Source organism: Bradyrhizobium sp. Pha-3, assembly GCF_042258325.1.
Classification (GTDB): domain Bacteria; phylum Pseudomonadota; class Alphaproteobacteria; order Rhizobiales; family Xanthobacteraceae; genus Bradyrhizobium; species Bradyrhizobium elkanii.
Genome location: NZ_CP170151.1, coordinates 5,753,397 through 5,770,165, shown reverse-complemented (window position 1 = coordinate 5,770,165; position 16,769 = coordinate 5,753,397). Strand labels below are relative to the sequence as shown.

The 16,769-nt window shown below is 65.0% G+C and carries 18 protein-coding genes; 10 read left to right on the top strand and 8 right to left on the bottom strand.

Annotated features, from left to right (window positions below; translation table 11 throughout):
- Positions 1-303: 303 nt before the first annotated feature.
- Complete coding sequence (locus ACE10X_RS27385) at positions 304-522, bottom strand: hypothetical protein (RefSeq protein WP_028342900.1); 219 nt, start codon at positions 520-522, stop codon at positions 304-306.
- 170 nt (positions 523-692) lie between these two features.
- On the opposite strand from ACE10X_RS27385, the gene pdhA reads away from it, so the two are divergent.
- The 3 genes from pdhA to ACE10X_RS27370 are packed head-to-tail and all read left to right on the top strand — an operon-like array spanning position 693 to position 3,881.
- On the top strand, positions 693-1,790 hold the full coding sequence (pdhA, locus tag ACE10X_RS27380) for a pyruvate dehydrogenase (acetyl-transferring) E1 component subunit alpha (RefSeq protein ID WP_375763103.1): 1,098 nt from the start codon (positions 693-695) through the stop codon (positions 1,788-1,790).
- Positions 1,783-2,763, top strand: a complete 981-nt coding sequence (locus tag ACE10X_RS27375; protein ID WP_375763102.1) for an alpha-ketoacid dehydrogenase subunit beta — start codon at positions 1,783-1,785, stop codon at positions 2,761-2,763. The genes pdhA and ACE10X_RS27375 overlap by 8 nt, the downstream gene beginning before the upstream one ends.
- Positions 2,764-2,783: 20 nt before the next feature.
- The gene (locus ACE10X_RS27370) at positions 2,784-3,881 is read left to right on the top strand and encodes a dihydrolipoamide acetyltransferase family protein (RefSeq protein ID WP_038383322.1); all 1,098 of its coding nucleotides are present in this window, start codon (positions 2,784-2,786) and stop codon (positions 3,879-3,881) included.
- Positions 3,882-3,911: 30 nt separating this feature from the next.
- Here the strand turns inward: ACE10X_RS27370 and ACE10X_RS27365 are convergent, their stop codons facing one another.
- The 4 genes from ACE10X_RS27365 to ACE10X_RS27350 form a co-directional block, all read right to left on the bottom strand.
- Positions 3,912-4,337 (bottom strand): carboxymuconolactone decarboxylase family protein, encoded by a 426-nt coding sequence (locus tag ACE10X_RS27365; RefSeq protein ID WP_038383321.1) that lies wholly within the window; start codon positions 4,335-4,337, stop codon positions 3,912-3,914.
- Between the two features lie 187 nt (positions 4,338-4,524).
- Positions 4,525-5,367, bottom strand: a complete 843-nt coding sequence (locus ACE10X_RS27360; RefSeq protein ID WP_038383320.1) for a transglutaminase family protein — start codon at positions 5,365-5,367, stop codon at positions 4,525-4,527.
- 159 nt (positions 5,368-5,526) lie between these two features.
- Complete coding sequence (locus tag ACE10X_RS27355) at positions 5,527-6,471, bottom strand: alpha-E domain-containing protein (protein ID WP_038383319.1); 945 nt, start codon at positions 6,469-6,471, stop codon at positions 5,527-5,529.
- A 170-nt stretch (positions 6,472-6,641) separates the two neighbouring features.
- Positions 6,642-8,060 carry a circularly permuted type 2 ATP-grasp protein gene (locus tag ACE10X_RS27350; protein ID WP_028342906.1) on the bottom strand — a complete coding sequence of 473 codons (1,419 nt, stop codon included), beginning with the start codon at positions 8,058-8,060 and terminating at the stop codon, positions 6,642-6,644.
- Positions 8,061-8,285: 225 nt separating this feature from the next.
- Between ACE10X_RS27350 and ACE10X_RS27345 the strand changes: the two genes are divergently transcribed.
- From ACE10X_RS27345 to ACE10X_RS27335, 3 genes are all read left to right on the top strand, one after another.
- Complete coding sequence (locus ACE10X_RS27345) at positions 8,286-9,038, top strand: competence/damage-inducible protein A (protein WP_375763101.1); 753 nt, start codon at positions 8,286-8,288, stop codon at positions 9,036-9,038.
- Between the two features lie 6 nt (positions 9,039-9,044).
- On the top strand, positions 9,045-9,572 hold the full coding sequence (gene gpt / locus ACE10X_RS27340) for a xanthine phosphoribosyltransferase (RefSeq protein ID WP_028342908.1): 528 nt from the start codon (positions 9,045-9,047) through the stop codon (positions 9,570-9,572).
- Positions 9,573-9,726: 154 nt separating this feature from the next.
- Positions 9,727-10,350 (top strand): hypothetical protein, encoded by a 624-nt coding sequence (locus tag ACE10X_RS27335; RefSeq protein WP_375763100.1) that lies wholly within the window; start codon positions 9,727-9,729, stop codon positions 10,348-10,350.
- A 12-nt stretch (positions 10,351-10,362) separates the two neighbouring features.
- On the opposite strand, the gene ACE10X_RS27330 is transcribed toward ACE10X_RS27335, so the two are convergent.
- Complete coding sequence (locus ACE10X_RS27330; protein WP_038383315.1) at positions 10,363-11,385, bottom strand: methionine synthase; 1,023 nt, start codon at positions 11,383-11,385, stop codon at positions 10,363-10,365.
- Between the two features lie 99 nt (positions 11,386-11,484).
- On the opposite strand from ACE10X_RS27330, the gene ACE10X_RS27325 reads away from it, so the two are divergent.
- The 4 genes from ACE10X_RS27325 to ACE10X_RS27310 all read left to right on the top strand — a co-directional run bounded on the left by ACE10X_RS27325 (position 11,485) and on the right by ACE10X_RS27310 (position 14,978).
- Positions 11,485-12,189 (top strand): glutathione binding-like protein, encoded by a 705-nt coding sequence (locus tag ACE10X_RS27325; RefSeq protein ID WP_375763099.1) that lies wholly within the window; start codon positions 11,485-11,487, stop codon positions 12,187-12,189.
- Positions 12,190-12,288: 99 nt separating this feature from the next.
- Complete coding sequence (locus tag ACE10X_RS27320) at positions 12,289-12,900, top strand: 2-hydroxychromene-2-carboxylate isomerase (RefSeq protein WP_375763098.1); 612 nt, start codon at positions 12,289-12,291, stop codon at positions 12,898-12,900.
- On the top strand, positions 12,900-13,877 hold the full coding sequence (locus ACE10X_RS27315) for an NADPH:quinone oxidoreductase family protein (protein ID WP_375763097.1): 978 nt from the start codon (positions 12,900-12,902) through the stop codon (positions 13,875-13,877). The genes ACE10X_RS27320 and ACE10X_RS27315 overlap by 1 nt, the downstream gene beginning before the upstream one ends.
- Positions 13,878-14,048: 171 nt before the next feature.
- Positions 14,049-14,978: a ketopantoate reductase family protein gene (locus ACE10X_RS27310; RefSeq protein WP_038383310.1), complete on the top strand. Its 930-nt coding sequence runs from the start codon at positions 14,049-14,051 to the stop codon at positions 14,976-14,978.
- A 78-nt stretch (positions 14,979-15,056) separates the two neighbouring features.
- On the opposite strand, the gene ACE10X_RS27305 is transcribed toward ACE10X_RS27310, so the two are convergent.
- Positions 15,057-15,743: an esterase/lipase family protein gene (locus tag ACE10X_RS27305; RefSeq protein WP_375763096.1), complete on the bottom strand. Its 687-nt coding sequence runs from the start codon at positions 15,741-15,743 to the stop codon at positions 15,057-15,059.
- Positions 15,740-16,630 carry a crotonase/enoyl-CoA hydratase family protein gene (locus ACE10X_RS27300; RefSeq protein WP_375763095.1) on the bottom strand — a complete coding sequence of 297 codons (891 nt, stop codon included), beginning with the start codon at positions 16,628-16,630 and terminating at the stop codon, positions 15,740-15,742. The genes ACE10X_RS27305 and ACE10X_RS27300 overlap by 4 nt, the downstream gene beginning before the upstream one ends.
- Positions 16,631-16,769: the final 139 nt, after the last annotated feature.

Below are 16,769 nucleotides of genomic sequence, written 5' to 3'. Positions count from 1 at the left end.
CCAACCTGCTTCATGTTGAAGTTGAGGGAGCGCCCCATAAGGCAGGCGCTGCTTTCAGACTGCGATGCCTGCCGACGGCCTGACCGCTGCCCGTTCCTTCAAACGGCGACGTCGGCCCGTCCCGTCTCAAAGGGCAGCTCGCTGCAGATTACGCCATGTCCCTTGCTCGAGAAAGAGGGCTCCCCGCGTTGTGATCGGGACCGCGGTGGCCTCGCGTAAGCGAGGGCGCCGCATCAAGATCACACCCTCTGCGCAAGGATGCGGCCGCAGACCTTCGCGCGCCGGACAGCTATCCGGTGCAAGTCAGGTGTGGGTGTAGTCACCGGGTTTCAACCCGAGCGCCTTGACAGCTGCTTCGGGAAGCGGCCCCCACGCTTCGATCGTTTCATTCGGGGCCATCATGTCCGCAATAATTGCCGTGGCCTTTGCCGCGTCTCCTTCAGCCACGAAGAAGACCGAGCGAACAGGCGGGCCGCCGTCCAACGGCGCAGTTGTTACGAGGACAACCTGACCATTTGCCATGCTCTCTTATACCGCAGTTGCGGCGCTGTGCCACGGATCCTGTCGGTCGATCCTCACGACCCGGCCGCTGACGCGTGGGCCCAGAGCGAAGCTGCCGCGGTATTGCATCGTCGCGGCTCGAACACCAAATAGCTAAATGTGGGAGGCAGAACCGCTCCAGGAATGAGCGCGTGGCCAGCAAAAGAGCAAACGAAGAGCTCCCCGTTATTGCGCGCTTTGAGGTGCGCCGCCGCAATTATCTCGCGCCCGACGGCTCGATAGGGCGGCCGCTTCCCGCTTTCGCCACAGATGCCAGGCTGCTCGTCGAACTTTACCGGTCGATGGTGCTCTTGCGCCTGTTTGACCGAAAGGCGGTTGCATTGCAGCGCACTGGTCGACTGGGAACCTATGCCGTTTCGCTCGGCCAGGAGGCGGTGTCGGTCGGCATCGCGAGTGCGATGCGGGAAGATGACGTTCTGCTGCCCTCCTATCGCGACAATGGTGCGTTGCTTTGGCGTGGCGTCAAGCTGGAGGAGATCCTGCTGTTCTGGGGCGGCGACGAGCGAGGCAATGACTTCTCCGGTCCGCGCCACGATTTCCCGTTCTGCGTTCCCGTCGGATCACAGGCGCCGCACGCCGCCGGTGTTGCCTATGCCCTGAAGCTGCGCAAGGAGCCGCGCGTGGCCGTCTGCTTGTTCGGCGACGGCGCCACCTCGAAAGGCGACGTCTACGAGGCCATGAATTTCGCCGGCGTTCACAAATTGCCGCTCGTGTTCGTCGCCACCAACAATCAATGGGCCATATCGGTGCCGCTGCGGCTGCAGACGGGGTCCGAGACGCTGGCGCAGAAGGCCATCGGCGCCGGGTTCAGCGGCGAGCAGGTGGACGGGAGTGACGTGGTGGCGATGCGCGCCGCGGCCGAGGAGGCCATTGCCGCTGCCCGCGACGGCAACGGCCCTCACTTCATCGAAGCGGTCACCTATCGGCTCGGCGATCACACAACGTCAGATGATGCATTGCGCTATCGTTCGGCCGAAGAAGTCCAGGCGCATTGGAAGGAAGAGCCGATCGCGCGGCTCAGGTCTTATCTCGTCGGCCGCAACATGTGGACCAAGGCGGACGAGGAACAGCTTGCCGCCGAGTGCCATGAGCGCATCGAAGCGGCGGTGGAGCGCTATCTGAAGACGCCGCCGCGCCAAGCCGAAACCATGTTCGACAACCTCTATGCCGAGCTGCCCGAGGCGTATGCCGAGCAGCGCCGCGAACTCGCGGGAGAGGACGATGCCTGAAGTCACGTTGGTCGAAGCCATCAATCTGGCTCTCGGCCGCGCCATGGCGGATGATCCTGATGTGGTCGTGCTCGGCGAGGATGTCGGCGTCAATGGCGGCGTCTTCCGCGCAACCGTCGGCTTACAGGAGCGCTTCGGTCCGGAGCGCGTTCTTGATACGCCGCTTGCCGAACTCCTGATCAGCGGGCTCTGTGTCGGCATGGCCGCGCAGGGATTGAAGCCCGTCGGCGAAATCCAGTTCATGGGATTTATTTATCCCTGTCTCGATCAGCTGGTGAACCACGCATCACGGCTGCGCAACCGTACCCAGGGACGGCTCACTTGTCCGATGGTCCTGCGGACGCCGCATGGTGCCGGCATTCGCGCACCCGAGCATCATTCCGAGAGCACTGAGGCGATGCTGGCCCACATTCCGGGCTTGCGTGTCGTGATGCCTTCGTCGCCGGAACGCGCCTATGGACTTCTCCTCGCCGCGATCCGCGATCCAGATCCGGTGGTGTTCCTGGAGCCGACGCGGTTGTACCGCGCCGTGAAAGGCGAGGTCGAGGACAACGGCGAAGCCTTGCCGATGGATCGCGCCTTTGTCGAGAGGGAAGGTCGCGACGTCACGCTGATCAGCTGGGGAGCGATGCTGAAGGAAACGATGGCCGCAGCGGACGCGCTCGCCGACGAGAGCATCGCTGCCGAGGTTATCGACCTCGCCACGCTCAAGCCCTACGATGAAAACACCGTGCTGAGGTCGGTCGCAAAGACCGGGCGCTGCGTCATCGTGCACGAGGCCGCGCACACCGGCGGATTTGGCGCGGAGATCGCAGCCATGATCGCCGAGCGCGGACTATCCTCGCTGCTCGCACCCGTGACCCGCGTCACCGGCTACGACACGATCATCCCGATGGCCCGCCTTGAGCAACGCTACATGCCGTCGGTCGGACGCATCGTGACCGCAGCCCGAGGGGCGCGCCAGTACAACTGAACACCAACGGACCTTGTGCCATGCGCCAGTTCACGTTGCCGGACCTTGGTGAAGGTCTTGAAGAAGCTGAGATCGTCACCTGGTACGTCAACGAGGGCGATCACGTCGTGACCGATCAGCCGCTCGTTTCGGTCGAGACCGACAAGGCGGTGGTCGAGATACCGGCGCCGTCGAGCGGACGCATCGCGCGCCTGTTCGGTGCCAAGGGCGATATCGTGAAGGTCGGCGCGCCGCTCGTCGAGTTTGCCGAGGACGCCGGGCAGGACACCGGCACGATTGTGGGCGAACTCGACACCGGCGAGCAACGGCCGGCGCCAGCAACTGCTTCGCCGCCCAGCGGGCAGGGAGCCCAAGTGTTTCCGGCAGTGCGCGCCCTTGCGCGCAAGCTTGACGTCGCGCTCGATCTCGTCGAGGCGACCGGGCCCGGCGGCACCATCACGCGGGCCGATGTCGAGAGGGCGGCGAAGCGGATGTCTCACAGCGGACCCGCCGAGCCGCTGCGCGGCTTGCGCCGCGCGATGGCCCAACGCATGACGGCAGCGCATGCGGAAATCGTCCCCGCGACGGTCACCGATGAAGCCGACATCGACGATTGGCGGCAGGGCGAGGACGTGACAATCCGCCTGGCGCGGGCGATCGCCGCTGCCTGCAAGGCAGAGCCCGCGCTCAATGCCTGGTATCATTCCGGTACGGGAGAACGGCGCCTGATCGAGCGCATCGACCTCGGCATCGCCGTCGACACCGGCGGCGGCCTGATCGTACCCGTGCTGCGCAATGTCGCGGAGCGGAGCGTATCGGACCTGCGGGCCGGACTCGACCGCCTGCGAGCCGACGCGATCGCGCGCGCGATACCCCCGGAGGAACTGCGCGGTGCGACGATCACGTTGTCGAACTTCGGCATGATCGGAGGCCGGTTTGCTAATCTCATCATCGTGCCGCCGCAGACGGCGATCGTCGGCGCCGGGCGGATTTCGGAGCGCGTGGTCGCGCTTCGGGGGCAGGTTGCGGTCCGGCGCACGCTGCCGCTCTCGCTGACCTTCGATCATCGGGTGGTGACGGGCGGCGAAGCTGCCCGTTTCCTGGTTGTCCTCAAATCCGACGTTGAGCGCATTTCGTGACATCACTCATTCGCGAGACAGGCAGGAGCGTCACGGCTCCTGCCTCTGTCCCGCCGGTGCGTCGACGAGGAAGGCCTCGTCGACGGGCACGCCGAGCGCCGTGACCAGCCGGTTGGTTTCGGCGGCCATGCCGACGATCGCGAGCATTTCCTGATATTCGGCGTCGGTCATGCCCTTGGCGCGGGCGCTCGCGGTGTGCGAGTGAATGCAATAGCTGCAGCCGTGTGCCACCGAGACGGCGACGTAGAGCATCTCCTTGACCTTCGGATCGAGCGCGCCCGGTGCCATCACCTCCTTGATGCTCTCCCAGGTCCGCCGCAGGGTCTTCGGATCATGCGCCAGCGCGCGCCAGAAATTGTTGATGAAGTCCGAGTTCCGCGTCTTGCGGATGTCGTCGAAGACGGCGCGTGCCTCCGCCGGGAGTTCGGCGTCGGAAAGCAGTTTTACGGTGGCCATGGTTTGTCCCGCTGGTGTGGTTTGAAGCCGCGATCATAGCACCCCTGCCGTCATTGCGAGGAGCGAAGCGACGAAGCAATCCATGCTTCCGCAAGCGGTCAGATGGATTGCTTCGCGGAGCCTGTCATCGGGCGCGCGTTCGCGCGACCCGTTGGCTCGCAATGACGGACGCCGAGAGGGATCAGCCCTACGACTGCGTCTGGCTCTGCCACTGTCCGGGGCGGCCGGCCTGGTCGACCTTGACCGCGACCGTCAGCGTCTCGTTGCCGCCGCCATAGCGGGTGCCGCGGACCGGGGCGGCGCCGAGATAGTCGAGGCCGATCGCGACGCGGGCATGGGCGTCGGTGGTGCAGATGCCGTTGGCGGCGTCGAAGCCGACCCAGCCGAGATCGGGCACGAAGGCCTCGGCCCAGGCGTGGCCGGCCTGTTGGTTGACCATGCCGTCGGAGCGCAGGAAGTGGCCGGAGACGAACCGCGCCGGAACGCCGCCGGCGCGCGCGCAGGCGATCAGGATGTGCGCGTAGTCCTGGCAGACGCCGCGCTTCAGCGCGAACGCCTCGGCGGCCGAGGTGGCGCTGTTGGTCGGGTCCTCGTCGAAGGTCATGTGCTCGTAGATCTGCGCCATCAGCGCGTGCAGGAAGCCGAGCACGTCGCCGCCGGCCTCGGTGCGCAGCTCGCGCACGATGGCCGTCATCGCCGGGTTGAGGTCGGTCAGCGATGTGGCGCGAAGGAACAGGCTCGGCGGAAACCGCTCGTCGGTGCCCTTCAGGACGCCGCCGGTGTCGTGGGTCTCGACCAGGCCTTCGCAATGGATCGTGAGGTCACTGATCGAACCATGCGTCAGTACATGGGTGACGTTGCCGAAGGCGTCCTCATGGGTGTCGAGCCGGGAATCGGTCGAGACGTCGATCTGCCAGTCCGCGACATATTGGCCGTCATGGCTGCCGGGCGTCATCCGCAGAATCTGGATCACGCCCGAGGCCGCCGGCTCGTAGCGATACGTGGTGGTATGGGCTATCCGCAGGCGCATGGCTCAACCGGTGTTCAATCGGTTTTTCGGGGCATGACGTCTTTCGTCCTAATCGGCCGCGAAAGCAAGATGTCGATGGCCGGGACACCCACGCGAAGACGCGCTTCGCGCTTTTGGCGCCGCCATGACGACAATTTGAGCGTTTTTCGGCCGTATCGGTCAGATCAGGTACTGTTTGGTGATGATCTCACCCAGCCGTGAGTTGTCCGCGATGAACTCCTGGATGAATTCGTGCACGCCGTGCTGGAAGATATCGTCCATGTTGCTGTGCTCGAGCCGGTTCCTGATGCCGCGGGCATGACGTTGCGAGGCGCCCTGGCGGCCATAGGCGACGCCGATCTGGTCGAGGTTGCGCACGAGGTTGCTGTAGCAGCTGGCAAGCGAGCGCGGCAGCGTATCGTTGAGGATCAACAGATCGGCGATCAGCCAAGGCTTCAGGGTTTCCCGGTAGACCCAGTGATAGGCGGTCGTTGCCGACACCGAGCGCAGGATCGAGGTCCACTGGTAGTAGTCCAGCGGGCCGCCGACATGCTCCTCCTCGGGCAGGAGCATGTGATACTTCACGTCGAGAATCCGCGCGGTGTTGTCGGCGCGCTCGAGATGGACCCCGAGCCGCGAGAACCAGTAGGCGTCGTTGCGCAGCATGGTGCGGTAGGCCGAGCCGTCGAAGCGCAGCGAGGTCTCCTGCACGAAGCGCAGGAATTTGGCCAGCTCCTCGCGGTTGGCGGGACCCTTGTTCCAAACCGCCTGCAGTTCGATCCAGGCCGAATTGATGGTGTCCCACATTTCGGATGTCAGCGCGGTGCGCACCGAGCGTGAATTGAGCCGCGCCGCCTCGATGCAGTTCTTGATCGAGGACGCATTTTCCGACGAGAAGGAGAGATATTCGATGACGTTCCGCTCGTTGGCTTCCTCATAGTGATCGTAGAAGCTCGCGCCGACGCCGGCGGTGAGCAGTGCGGAATCCCACTCATTGGTCTTGCCGACATAGGCCGCGGGCAGCGCGGTGACGCGCAACGTCGCATCGATGGTGCGCGCCAGATATTCGGCGCGTTCGACATAACGGGCCAGCCAGAACAGGTTTTCGGCGGTGCGCGACAGCATGCGATAGTCCCTACAAGACGAAACGTGTTTCACCTCCCCCTGAAAGGGGGAGGTCGACGCGCAGCGGCGGGTGGGGGTCTTCTCTCCATTCGGCGTATGCGGCCGACCCCCACCCCGACCCTCCCCCTTGCAGGGGGAGGGAGGGCTCGCGCAGCGCGTTTGGCTTCAAATCACTCACTCAGTATCCAGGTGTCCTTGGTGCCGCCGCCCTGGCTCGAATTGACCACGAGCGAGCCTTCCTTCAGCGCGACGCGGGTCAGCCCGCCGGGCACGATGGTGGTGTGGCTAGAGCCGGTCAGCACGAACGGGCGGAGGTCGACATGGCGCGGCGCCAGCCCCTTGTCGGTGCAGGTCGGGCAGGTCGACAGCGCCAGCGTCGGCTGGGCGATGAAGCCTTCCGGCTCGCGCTTGAGCTTGTCGCGGAACGCCTCGATCGTCGCCTTGGTGGCGGCGGGGCCGATCAGCATGCCGTAGCCACCCGAGCCGTGCACCTCCTTGACGACGAGGTCGGCGAGGTTGTCGAGCACGTAGGACAGATCCTGCGGTTCTCGGCAGCGCCAGGTCTGCACGTTCTTCAGGATCGGCTCCTCGCTGAGGTAGAACTTCACGATGTCAGGCATGTAGGAATAGATCGCCTTGTCGTCGGCGATGCCGGTGCCGACCGCATTGGCGAGCGTGATGTTGCCGGCGGCATAGGCCGACATCAGTCCGGGGACGCCGAGCGCGGAATCCGGCCGGAAGGTGAGGGGATCGAGAAAATCGTCGTCGACGCGGCGGTAGATCACATCGACCCGCTTCAGCCCCTCGGTGGTGCGCATGAACACCTCGTCGTTCTTGACGATGAGGTCGCGCCCCTCGACCAGCTCGATGCCGAGCTTGTCGGCGAGGAAGGAGTGCTCGTAATAGGCCGAGTTGTAGACGCCCGGCGTCATCAGCGCGACCGTCGGCTCGGCCGAGGCGCTGTGCGGCGCGACCGACCGCAGCGCCGACAGCAGCTCGTCCGGATAACGCTCCACGGGCGCTACGCGGTGCCGCGCGAACAGGTCCGGAAACAGCCGCATCATGATCTCGCGGTTTTCCAGCATGTAGGACACGCCGGATGGCGTGCGCGCATTGTCCTCCAGCACGATGAAATTGTCGGGATCGGTACGGATGATGTCGATGCCGGCAATGTGGACGTAGATGTCGTGCGGCACGTCCTGGCCGTTCATCTCCGGACGGAACACCGGGTTCTGGAAGATCAGGTCCTCGGGGATGACGTTGGCGCGCAGGATGTCGCGGCCGTGATAGATGTCCTTCAAGAACATGTTGAGCGCGAGCACGCGCTGCTTGAGGCCCTTCTCCAGCAGCGTCCACTCGGTCGCCGACATGATGCGGGGGATGACGTCGAACGGGATCAGCCGCTCCTGGGCCTCGGCATCGCCATAGACCGCGAAGGTGATGCCGATCCGGCGGAACAGCAGCTCCGCTTCCTGGCGTCGATATTCGAGCGCATCCGGCGGCGTCTCTTTGAGCCAGCGGGAGAGCTCCTGGTAGGCCGGGCGGAGATCCTCGCCGAGGCCATTCATCTCATCGAACGCGACTGCCATATAGCCCGACTGCCCTCCCAAGCCATGTGACACAGTGCATGACTTGATGGGATGGTAGCAAGGGGCGGGCCAGCGCGATATGCATTGGCTTGCGGCATTTGCTATGGGTGAAGCGGAAGGCCTGCCCGAAAAACCGGCTGAGGTCTGCTTAATTCGGCGGCAAAACCCCGTGACATCAAGGCATTGGATCGGCAATGTCAGGGGATCAAGTTAGGGAATGAGACCATGAGCGAGATCGTCACGGCGGGGATATTGGTGATCGGCGACGAGATCCTGTCCGGCCGGACCAAGGACAAGAACATCGGCTTCATCGCCGAATACCTGACCAACATCGGCATCGACCTGAAGGAGGTCCGCGTCGTCGCCGACGACGAGGCCGACATCGTCTCCGCCCTTGATGCGCTGCGGCATAGGTACACTTACGTGTTCACCACCGGCGGCATCGGGCCGACCCATGACGACATCACCGCCGACAGCGTGGCGAGGGCGTTCGGGGTCGATATCCACCATCACCCCGAGGTGGTGGCGCGGTTCAGGGAGCGTTGGAGCGAGCAGGACCTCAACGAGGCGCGGCTCAGGATGGCCCGGGTGCCCGACGGCGCCGAGCTGATCCAGAGCGCGACCATCCTGGCGCCGGGCTTCAAGCTCGGCAATGTCATCGTGATGGCCGGCATCCCCACCATCATGCAGGCGATGATGGATATCGTGGCGCCGACCCTGAAGTCCGGCGTGCGGATGCTGTCGGACTCGGTTCGCGCTGACGCAAGGGAAGGCGATATCGGCGGCCCGCTGCGGGCGATCGCGGAAGCCAATCCCGACACCATCATCGGCAGCTATCCGTTCCAGGACGAGGACCAGAAGCCGAACACCAATCTCGTGGTCCGCTCGCGCGATCCGGAAAAGCTCGCCGCGGCGATGATCGCGGTGAAGGAGATGCTGAAGCAAGTGCAGGCCGCGCAGAAGAAGCCGGCGGGTTGAGACGATATGGTTGAGCGAAATTCTGAACCGAGTGCACAGGATCGGGCCGGCAGGCCGTTTCCGGTCTCGTGGGATCAATTCCACCGGGACTGCCGGGCGCTGACCTGGCGGCTCAACGAGGTCGGCCCGTTCCACGCGGTGATCGCGATCACCCGCGGCGGGCTGGTGCCGGCGGCGATCGTGGCGCGCGAGCTCGGCCTGCGGGTGATCGATACCGTCTGCGTCGCCAGCTACGACCATGACAAGCAGGGCGACCTGAAGGTGCTCAAGGGCATTTCGGAGCAGACCGCCAAGCTCGGCGGCGGCACCGGCAAGGGACTGTTGATCGTCGACGACCTCGTCGATACCGGCAAGACCGGCAGGCTGGTGCGCGAGCTTCTGCCGGACGCGCATTTCGCGACCGTCTATGCCAAGCCGAAGGGCCGGCCGCTGGTCGACACCTACATCACCGAGGTGTCGCAGGACACCTGGATCTTCTTCCCCTGGGATACCGCGCTGTCGTTCCAGCCGCCGCTCCGCGACGGAGCGGCGTAGATCGTCACCTCGCCCCGCTTGCGGGAAGAGGTCGATCGCGGAGCGATCGGGTGAGGGGGACTCACCGCGAGCTCGTCTCTCACTATCTTTGCGGACAAAGCCCCTCACCCCCAGCCCTCTCCCCGCAAGAGCGGGGCGAGGGGGAAGCAAAAGCATGCCCCTGCAAAACCGCGTCACGCCCACCGGCGACATCGTCGCCTCAGACCATCGCGGCACTTTCACCGGGAATCGCGGCATCATCCACGATCCCGCGACGCGCACGCTTCTGAACAAGCGCTGGTCGAGCCCGGCGTGGCTCACCTGCGTCTGCGAGTTCAGGGGACGACGGCGCGAGGTGATGAGCCGGCAGAGCTGGACCGAGCTGTTCTTCCTCGATGAGGCCACCGCGTTCGCGGCCGGACACCGGCCCTGCTTCTACTGCCGCCGTGACGATGCCAAGCGGTTTCGTGGCTGCTGGGAGCAGGGCAACGACGTGAGCGATCTCAGCGCCAAGGCGATGGATGCGGTGCTGCACGCCGAGCGGCTCGACCGCGGCAGGAAGCAGCTGCATCCGCTGCCGATGCGATTGCGCGACTTGCCCGACGGGACCATGGTGCAGGCGAGCGGGGAGAGCTACCTCGTCGCCGACGGCGCAACGTTGCGTTGGTCGTTCGCCGGTTACAGCCGGGCCGACGTACCCGAGCCGGCCATGCTGCTGACGCCGCCATCGACGGTGCGCGCCTTCCAGGCCGGCTACCGGCCGGTGTTGCATCCGAGCGCGATGGCCCTTCTGGGTTGATCTGCCGGCGTCTTACGCCAGCCGCTGCCGCGCCAGCTTGGCACCGGCGCCCAGCGCGATCAGCTTGGCTTCGGCGATGTCCCGCCGCATCGGCGCCATGCCGCAATTGGTGGTCGCGATGATGTTGCCCTTCGGCACGTGCTTGGCGACCGCCTCGATCACCTTGACGACGTCCTCGGCGGTCTCGATCTCGTCGCTGGCGACGTCGATCACACCGGCCTGCACGATCTTGCCGGGGAGCGCCGCCAGCAGTTCGATCGGCACCTTCGAGTTCCGGCATTCGATCGCGACCTGCTGGATCGTACTCTTGTCGATGACGGGGAAGGTCTCCTCGTATTGCCGCCACTCGCCGCCAAGCGTCTGCTTCCAGTCGGTGTTGGCCTTGATGCCGTAGCCGTAGCAGATGTGCACGGCGGTGGCGCAGGTCAGGCCTTCGGCGGCGCGCTCCAGGGCCTTGATGCCCCAGTCGCGCACTTGGTCCATGTAGACGTTGAAGGCGGGCTCGTCGAACTGGATCATGTCGACGCCGTCGGCTTGCAACGCCTTCGCCTCCTGGTTCAAAAGCTCCGCGAAAGCGAAGGCCATCTTCACGCGGTCGCCGTAATACTTGTCGGCGATGGTATCGATGATCGTCATCGGGCCGGGCATGGTGAATTTCAGCCGGTTCCTGGTGTGCGCGCGCGCCGCACGGGCCTCGCTCTCGTGGACGCGTCCCTTGAGCTGCAGCGGTGCGACCACCTGCGGCACCATCGCCTTATAGCGGTCCTTGCGGATGCCCATCTCGACCTTGTGGGCGAAATCGATGCCCTCGATCCGCTCGAGGAAGCCGTGCACGAAATGTTGGCGCGCCTGCTCGCCCTCGGTGACGATGTCGACGCCGGCATCTTCCTGCAGCTTGACCGCAAGCACCGTGGCATCGCGCTTGGCGCGGGCGAGCTCGGCGCCCTCCGACTTCCAGGGTGCCCACAGCATGTTCGGCTCCGCCAGCCATTCCGGCTTCGGCAGCGAGCCTGCGATCGTGGTTGGAAACAGCATGGGTGCCTCCTGTTGGGTTCTGATTGAGCGCTTGTGTGCCATGTCCTAAGGTGGAGGTACAGAACAACAAAAGTCTTTGTGACGGGGAATAGAACGCCGATGATCGATCTGCACTACGCGCCGACGCCGAACGGCTGGAAGGTCTCGATCATGCTGGAGGAACTGGGGCTACCCTACAAGGTGATCCCGGTGAACATCCGCGCCGGCGAGCAGTTTCGACCCGAATTCCTGGCGATCAGCCCGAACAACCGGATCCCCGCCATCGTCGACCACGCGCCCGCCGACGGCGGCGGGCCGTTCTCGGTGTTCGAGACCGGCGCGATCCTGATCTATCTTGCCGACAAGGCCGGCCGTTTCCTGTCCAGGGAGCTGCGTGCGCGGTCGAACGTCATCCAATGGGTGATGTGGCAAATGGGCGGCCTCGGGCCGATGCTCGGCCAGCACGGCCATTTCGCGCTCTATGCGGCCGAGAAAATTCCCTACGCGATCGAGCGCTACCGCGACGAGACGGCGCGGCTCTATGGTGTGCTCGACCGCCAGCTCGGCGGGACCGGCGCCTATATCGCCGGCGACGACTATTCGATCGCCGACATCGCCTGCTTCCCCTGGACCATGACCCACAAGGCACAGGGCTTCACCCTCGACGATTTCCCGAACATCAAGCGCTGGTACGCGACGGTGCGCGCCCGGCCGCAGGTGCAGGCGGGCCTTGCGATCGGAAAATTCGTCAAGGAGCCGTTTGACGAGGAATCGCGCAAGAACATGTTCGGCCAGCGTGCGAAGGAGCTGGTCGAGAAGAAATGATGCCCGTTATTCCGTGGCGCGACACAGTCGCGAGCTCTGCGCCTTGTGGCGCCTCCCGGAATGACGAGAATGAATGTGGAAAAGACAAAGGGAAACGCCATGATCGAATTCTTCTTCGACTGCTCCAGCCCGTGGACCTATCTCGCCTGGCACAACATCCAGCCGATCGCGAAGGAGTTCGACGCTCCGATCACCTGGCGGCCGATCCTGGTCGGCGGCATCTTCAACACCGTCAATCCGTCAGTCTACGCGCAGCGCGAGAAGCCGGTGCCGCTGAAGGCGCGCTACATGAAGAAGGATCTCACCGACTGGGCGCGCTCGGCCGGCCTTGCGATCAAGATGCCGCCGACCGTATTCCCGGTGAACAGCGTCAAGGCGATGCGCGGCTGCATCCTTCTCGGCAACGAGAAGATGGTGCCGTTCGCACGCGCGGTGTTCGAGGCCTATTGGGGTGACGACAAGGACATCTCGCAGGATGCGGTGCTGACCGAGATCTGCGCCAAGCTCGGGATCGATCCGGCGCGGTTCCTTGCCGGCATCGGCGACCAGGCGATCAAGGACCAGCTCAAGGCCAACACCGAGGAGGTGATGGCGCGCGGCGGCTTCGGCTCGCCCACGATCTATCTCGACAAGACCGACATGTATTTCGGCAACGACCGCTTGCCGCTGATCCGCGAGGCGCTGGCGCGTCTCAAGGCGCGGGCTGCCTGATGCCGAAAGCCGTCGTTTGCCGCGAGCTCGGCCCGCCCGAGCGCCTGCAGCTCGAGAACTTTGCCTCGGTGCCTTTGCAGCCGGGCCAGGTGCGGGTTGCGATCCGCGCCGCCGGGATCAATTTCCCCGACATCCTGATGGCCGCCGGCGAGTACCAGCTCAAGCCGCCGCTGCCGTTCACGCCGGGCTCGGAAGCCGCCGGCGATGTCGTCGAGGTCAATGGAGCAGCCGGTGTTGCCGTCGGCGACAAAGTGATCGTCAAGATGCGCTTCGGCGCCTATTGCGACGAGACGGTTGCGACGCCGTCGCAGCTCGTACCGGTGCCGTCGACCTTCGACTACGCGGAAGGCGCGACCTTCCTGGCCGCGCACGGCACCGCCTATCATGCGCTGATCGACCGCGGGCAGATCAAGCCGGGTGAGGTGTTGCTGGTGCACGGCGCCGGCGGCGGTGTCGGGCTTGCCGCGGTCGAGATCGGCAAGCTGCTCGGCGCCACCGTGATCGCCGCGGCCTCGAGCGAGGAGAAGCTTGCGATCGCCAAGGCGCGCGGCGCGGACCATCTCTTGCTCTACGCGCGCGAGCCGTTCCGCGATGCGGTCAAGCGCCTCACCGACGGCCGCGGTGCCGATGTGGTGTTCGATCCTGTCGGCGGCGAGGTGTTCGAGAACTCGATGCGCTGCATCAACTGGGGCGCGCGGATCCTCGTCGTCGGATTCACCGGCGGCATCGGTCTTGCCCGCACCAATCTGTTGATGATCAAGGGCGCGAGCGTGCTCGGCGTTCGCGCCGGCGAGGCGGTGCGCAAGGATCCCGCGCTCGGCGAGGTCAGGTTCAAGGCGCTGAGCGAATGGGCCGAGGCCGGCCGGGTACGGCCGAATATCTCGCACCGGCTGCCGCTGGAAGACTATGCGAAAGCGATGCGGCTGTTGATCGAGCGCAAGGCGATCGGGCGTGTGGCGCTGCTGACGAGGCCGTGACACCACAGATCTGTCGGGCAGGCGGCTGCCAGAGTCCGCCATGCACCGATAGCAGACCAAATTCTGCAGTGCAGCCAAATGACGCGATGGGCCTGACGTTCAAGGAATCGAACCCGGGTCCGTCGCGTGATACCCTCTGCCAGCTGAGTGTCGTTGCAGGGGGAGGATGACATGCGTATCGCTGTGATGGCGGCCGGTGCCCTCGGCGGTTATTTCGGGGCACGTATGGCTGCGGCAGGGCACGACGTGTTCTTTATCGCACGCGGCTCCAACCTCGAGGCGATCAGAAAAAACGGTCTCAAGGTCGAGAGCGTGCTCGGCAATCTTCATTTGCGTGAACCCAACGTGACCGATGATCCTGCCACGGTCGGCCCGGTCGATATCGTTCTGTTCGCGGTCAAGCTCTGGGACAGCGAGACGGCAGCCAGGTCGTCTCTCCCCCTGGTCGGACCCCGTACCCGGGTGATCCCGTTGCAAAACGGGATCGATAGTGCGGAGAGGATCGCCCCGATTCTCGGCGCCGACAATGTGGTCGCCGGAAGTGCCTATATTGCTACGGTGCTGTCCGCGCCTGGCGTCGTCACCCACACGAGCCAGTTCGCGCGCATGGTCTGCGGCCGAACCGACGGCAAGCCCGATGAGGGCCTCAAAGCCTTTGCCGACGCCGCTCATGCGGCCGGGATCGACATCTCGGTGTCCGACGGGATCGACCGGGAGCGCTGGCAGAAATTCGTATTTCTCGTCGGACTATCAGGCGCGACCGCAACGACTCGCCAGCCGCTGGGGCCGATCCTGGCCGACCCGGATACGCGGGCGTTCTTCTACAGTCTGATGAGCGAGGTGGTAGCGGTCGGCCGTGCCAAGGGCGTTCCGATTCCGGAGAATTTCGCCGAGGACAGAATGAAATTCGCAGAAGCCTCGCCGCCCACCTTCAAGGCTTCCATGCTGCACGATCTCGAACGCGGCAACCGGCTCGAACTCGACTGGCTCGCCGGAAAGGTGGTGGAGTTCGCCCGCCCGCTTGGCATTCCTACGCCAGCCAACAATGCGGTCTATGCCATGCTCAAGCTGCACAGGATGGGTAACGCCCACGCCGACTGAGCGAAGCAGGGCACTCCGACATCCCCGCCTCGGGTCATTCGCGACCGGGTCTGGCTGCGTGCCAATGAGTCCGCGCCCTTAGTCCACCCGACGATTTGTGCTGAATTTCCCCTCTTGCAAGAACGCGATGGTCTGCGCGATCGCTTCGGCGTTGCGCACCAGCCAGGGATGCGAGGTGCGGATCACGATGTGATCGGCCATGCCGTCGAGCCTGGTGTTGGCGACCGACACCCTGCCGTCATGCGGCCGCGGCAGGCCGATGGAGGTGATCGGATAGACCGAGCGGTTGCCGGCGATGATGCCGGCGGGATAATCGATCGGCGGCAGCAACGCGCTGCTCGCGGCATCGCGGCGGGTGACGAGCTGCTGGCCGGCCGGACCGAAATAGGCGCGATAAGCTGCGAGGTTCTTCAGGCGGTCGGCGATCTCGCTGCCGCCGTTTGGTGTGCCCAGCATCACGACGCGGCCGAGCCGCGCCGGGCGATGCCTTGCCAGATAGACACGTGCCAGAAGCCCGCCCATGGAATGGCAGGCGAAATGCACGGAGCCATCGAGGCTGCGCGCGAATTGATCGAGCGAGGGGTGGATGTCCTCGGCCAGCGCATCGAGACCCTTGCGCCGGCTGTCATAGTCGAGATTGAGGGTGGCAAAGCCGGCAGCCCTCAGCGCCAGCTCCATCCTGCGAAACGAACGCGCCGTCCTGCTGATGCCGTGCAGCAGGACGACGCCGTCAAGCGTGGACGCCGCTTGACGCCGCTCGCTCACTTATAGTCGCGCTCTTGCCACCACGGGAAATAGTCGGGCATGTCGGACGACACCTTGTTCTTGAACTGCGCGGGGCGCTTTTCCAGGAACGACACCACGCCTTCCTTGACGTCGTCGGAGCGGCCGCGGGCATAGATGCCGCGGCTGTCGACCTTGTGCGCTTCCATCGGATCGTCGGCGCCCATCATGCGCCACATCATCTGGCGGATCAGCGCCACCGACACCGGCGCCGTCTTGGCCGCGAACTCCTTGGCGAGCGCACGCGCGGTGGGCAACAGATCGTCCGGCGCCACCACCTTGCTGACGAGCCGGCCGGCGAGCGCTTCCTGCGCCGGGAAGACGCGGCCGGAGTAGCACCATTCCAGCGCCTGCGAGATGCCGACGATGCGCGGCAGGAACCAGCTCGATGCGGCTTCCGGCACGATGCCGCGCTGGGAGAACACGAAGCCGAACCGCGCGGCGTCGGAGGCGATGCGGATATCCATCGCAAGCTGCATGGTGACGCCGATGCCGACTGCCGGGCCGTTCACAGCGGCGATCACCGGCTTCAGGCACTTGAAGATGCGCAGCGTCACTTGCCCGCCGCCGTCGCGCACCTGCGGATCACTGTAGTCGACGCTGCCGTCGGCATTGCGCTTGACCGGACCGCGCCGCGCATCGCGGTCGAAGGTGTTAGCGCCGGATGAAAGATCGGCGCCGGCGCAGAAACCGCGGCCCGCACCGGTCACGATGATGGCCCTGACGTCGTCGTCCTTGTCGGCTTTGTCGAACGCGTCGATCAGCTCCTGCTGCATCGTGGCGTTGAAGGCGTTGAGCTTGTCGGGCCGGTTCAGCGTGATGGTCAGGATCTGCTCGGCGACCTCGTACTTGATCGTCTCATACGCCATGGGGATGATTTCCTCTCGGTTTTCTTGAATGAACGGCGCTGGCGCGCGTCTCCATCCAGTTAACCCGGCAATCATCCCTTGTGAAGAAGAGGGATGCGCGGGCTTGGCTCCGCGCATCCCGACTTGCGTTGAGGCGCTG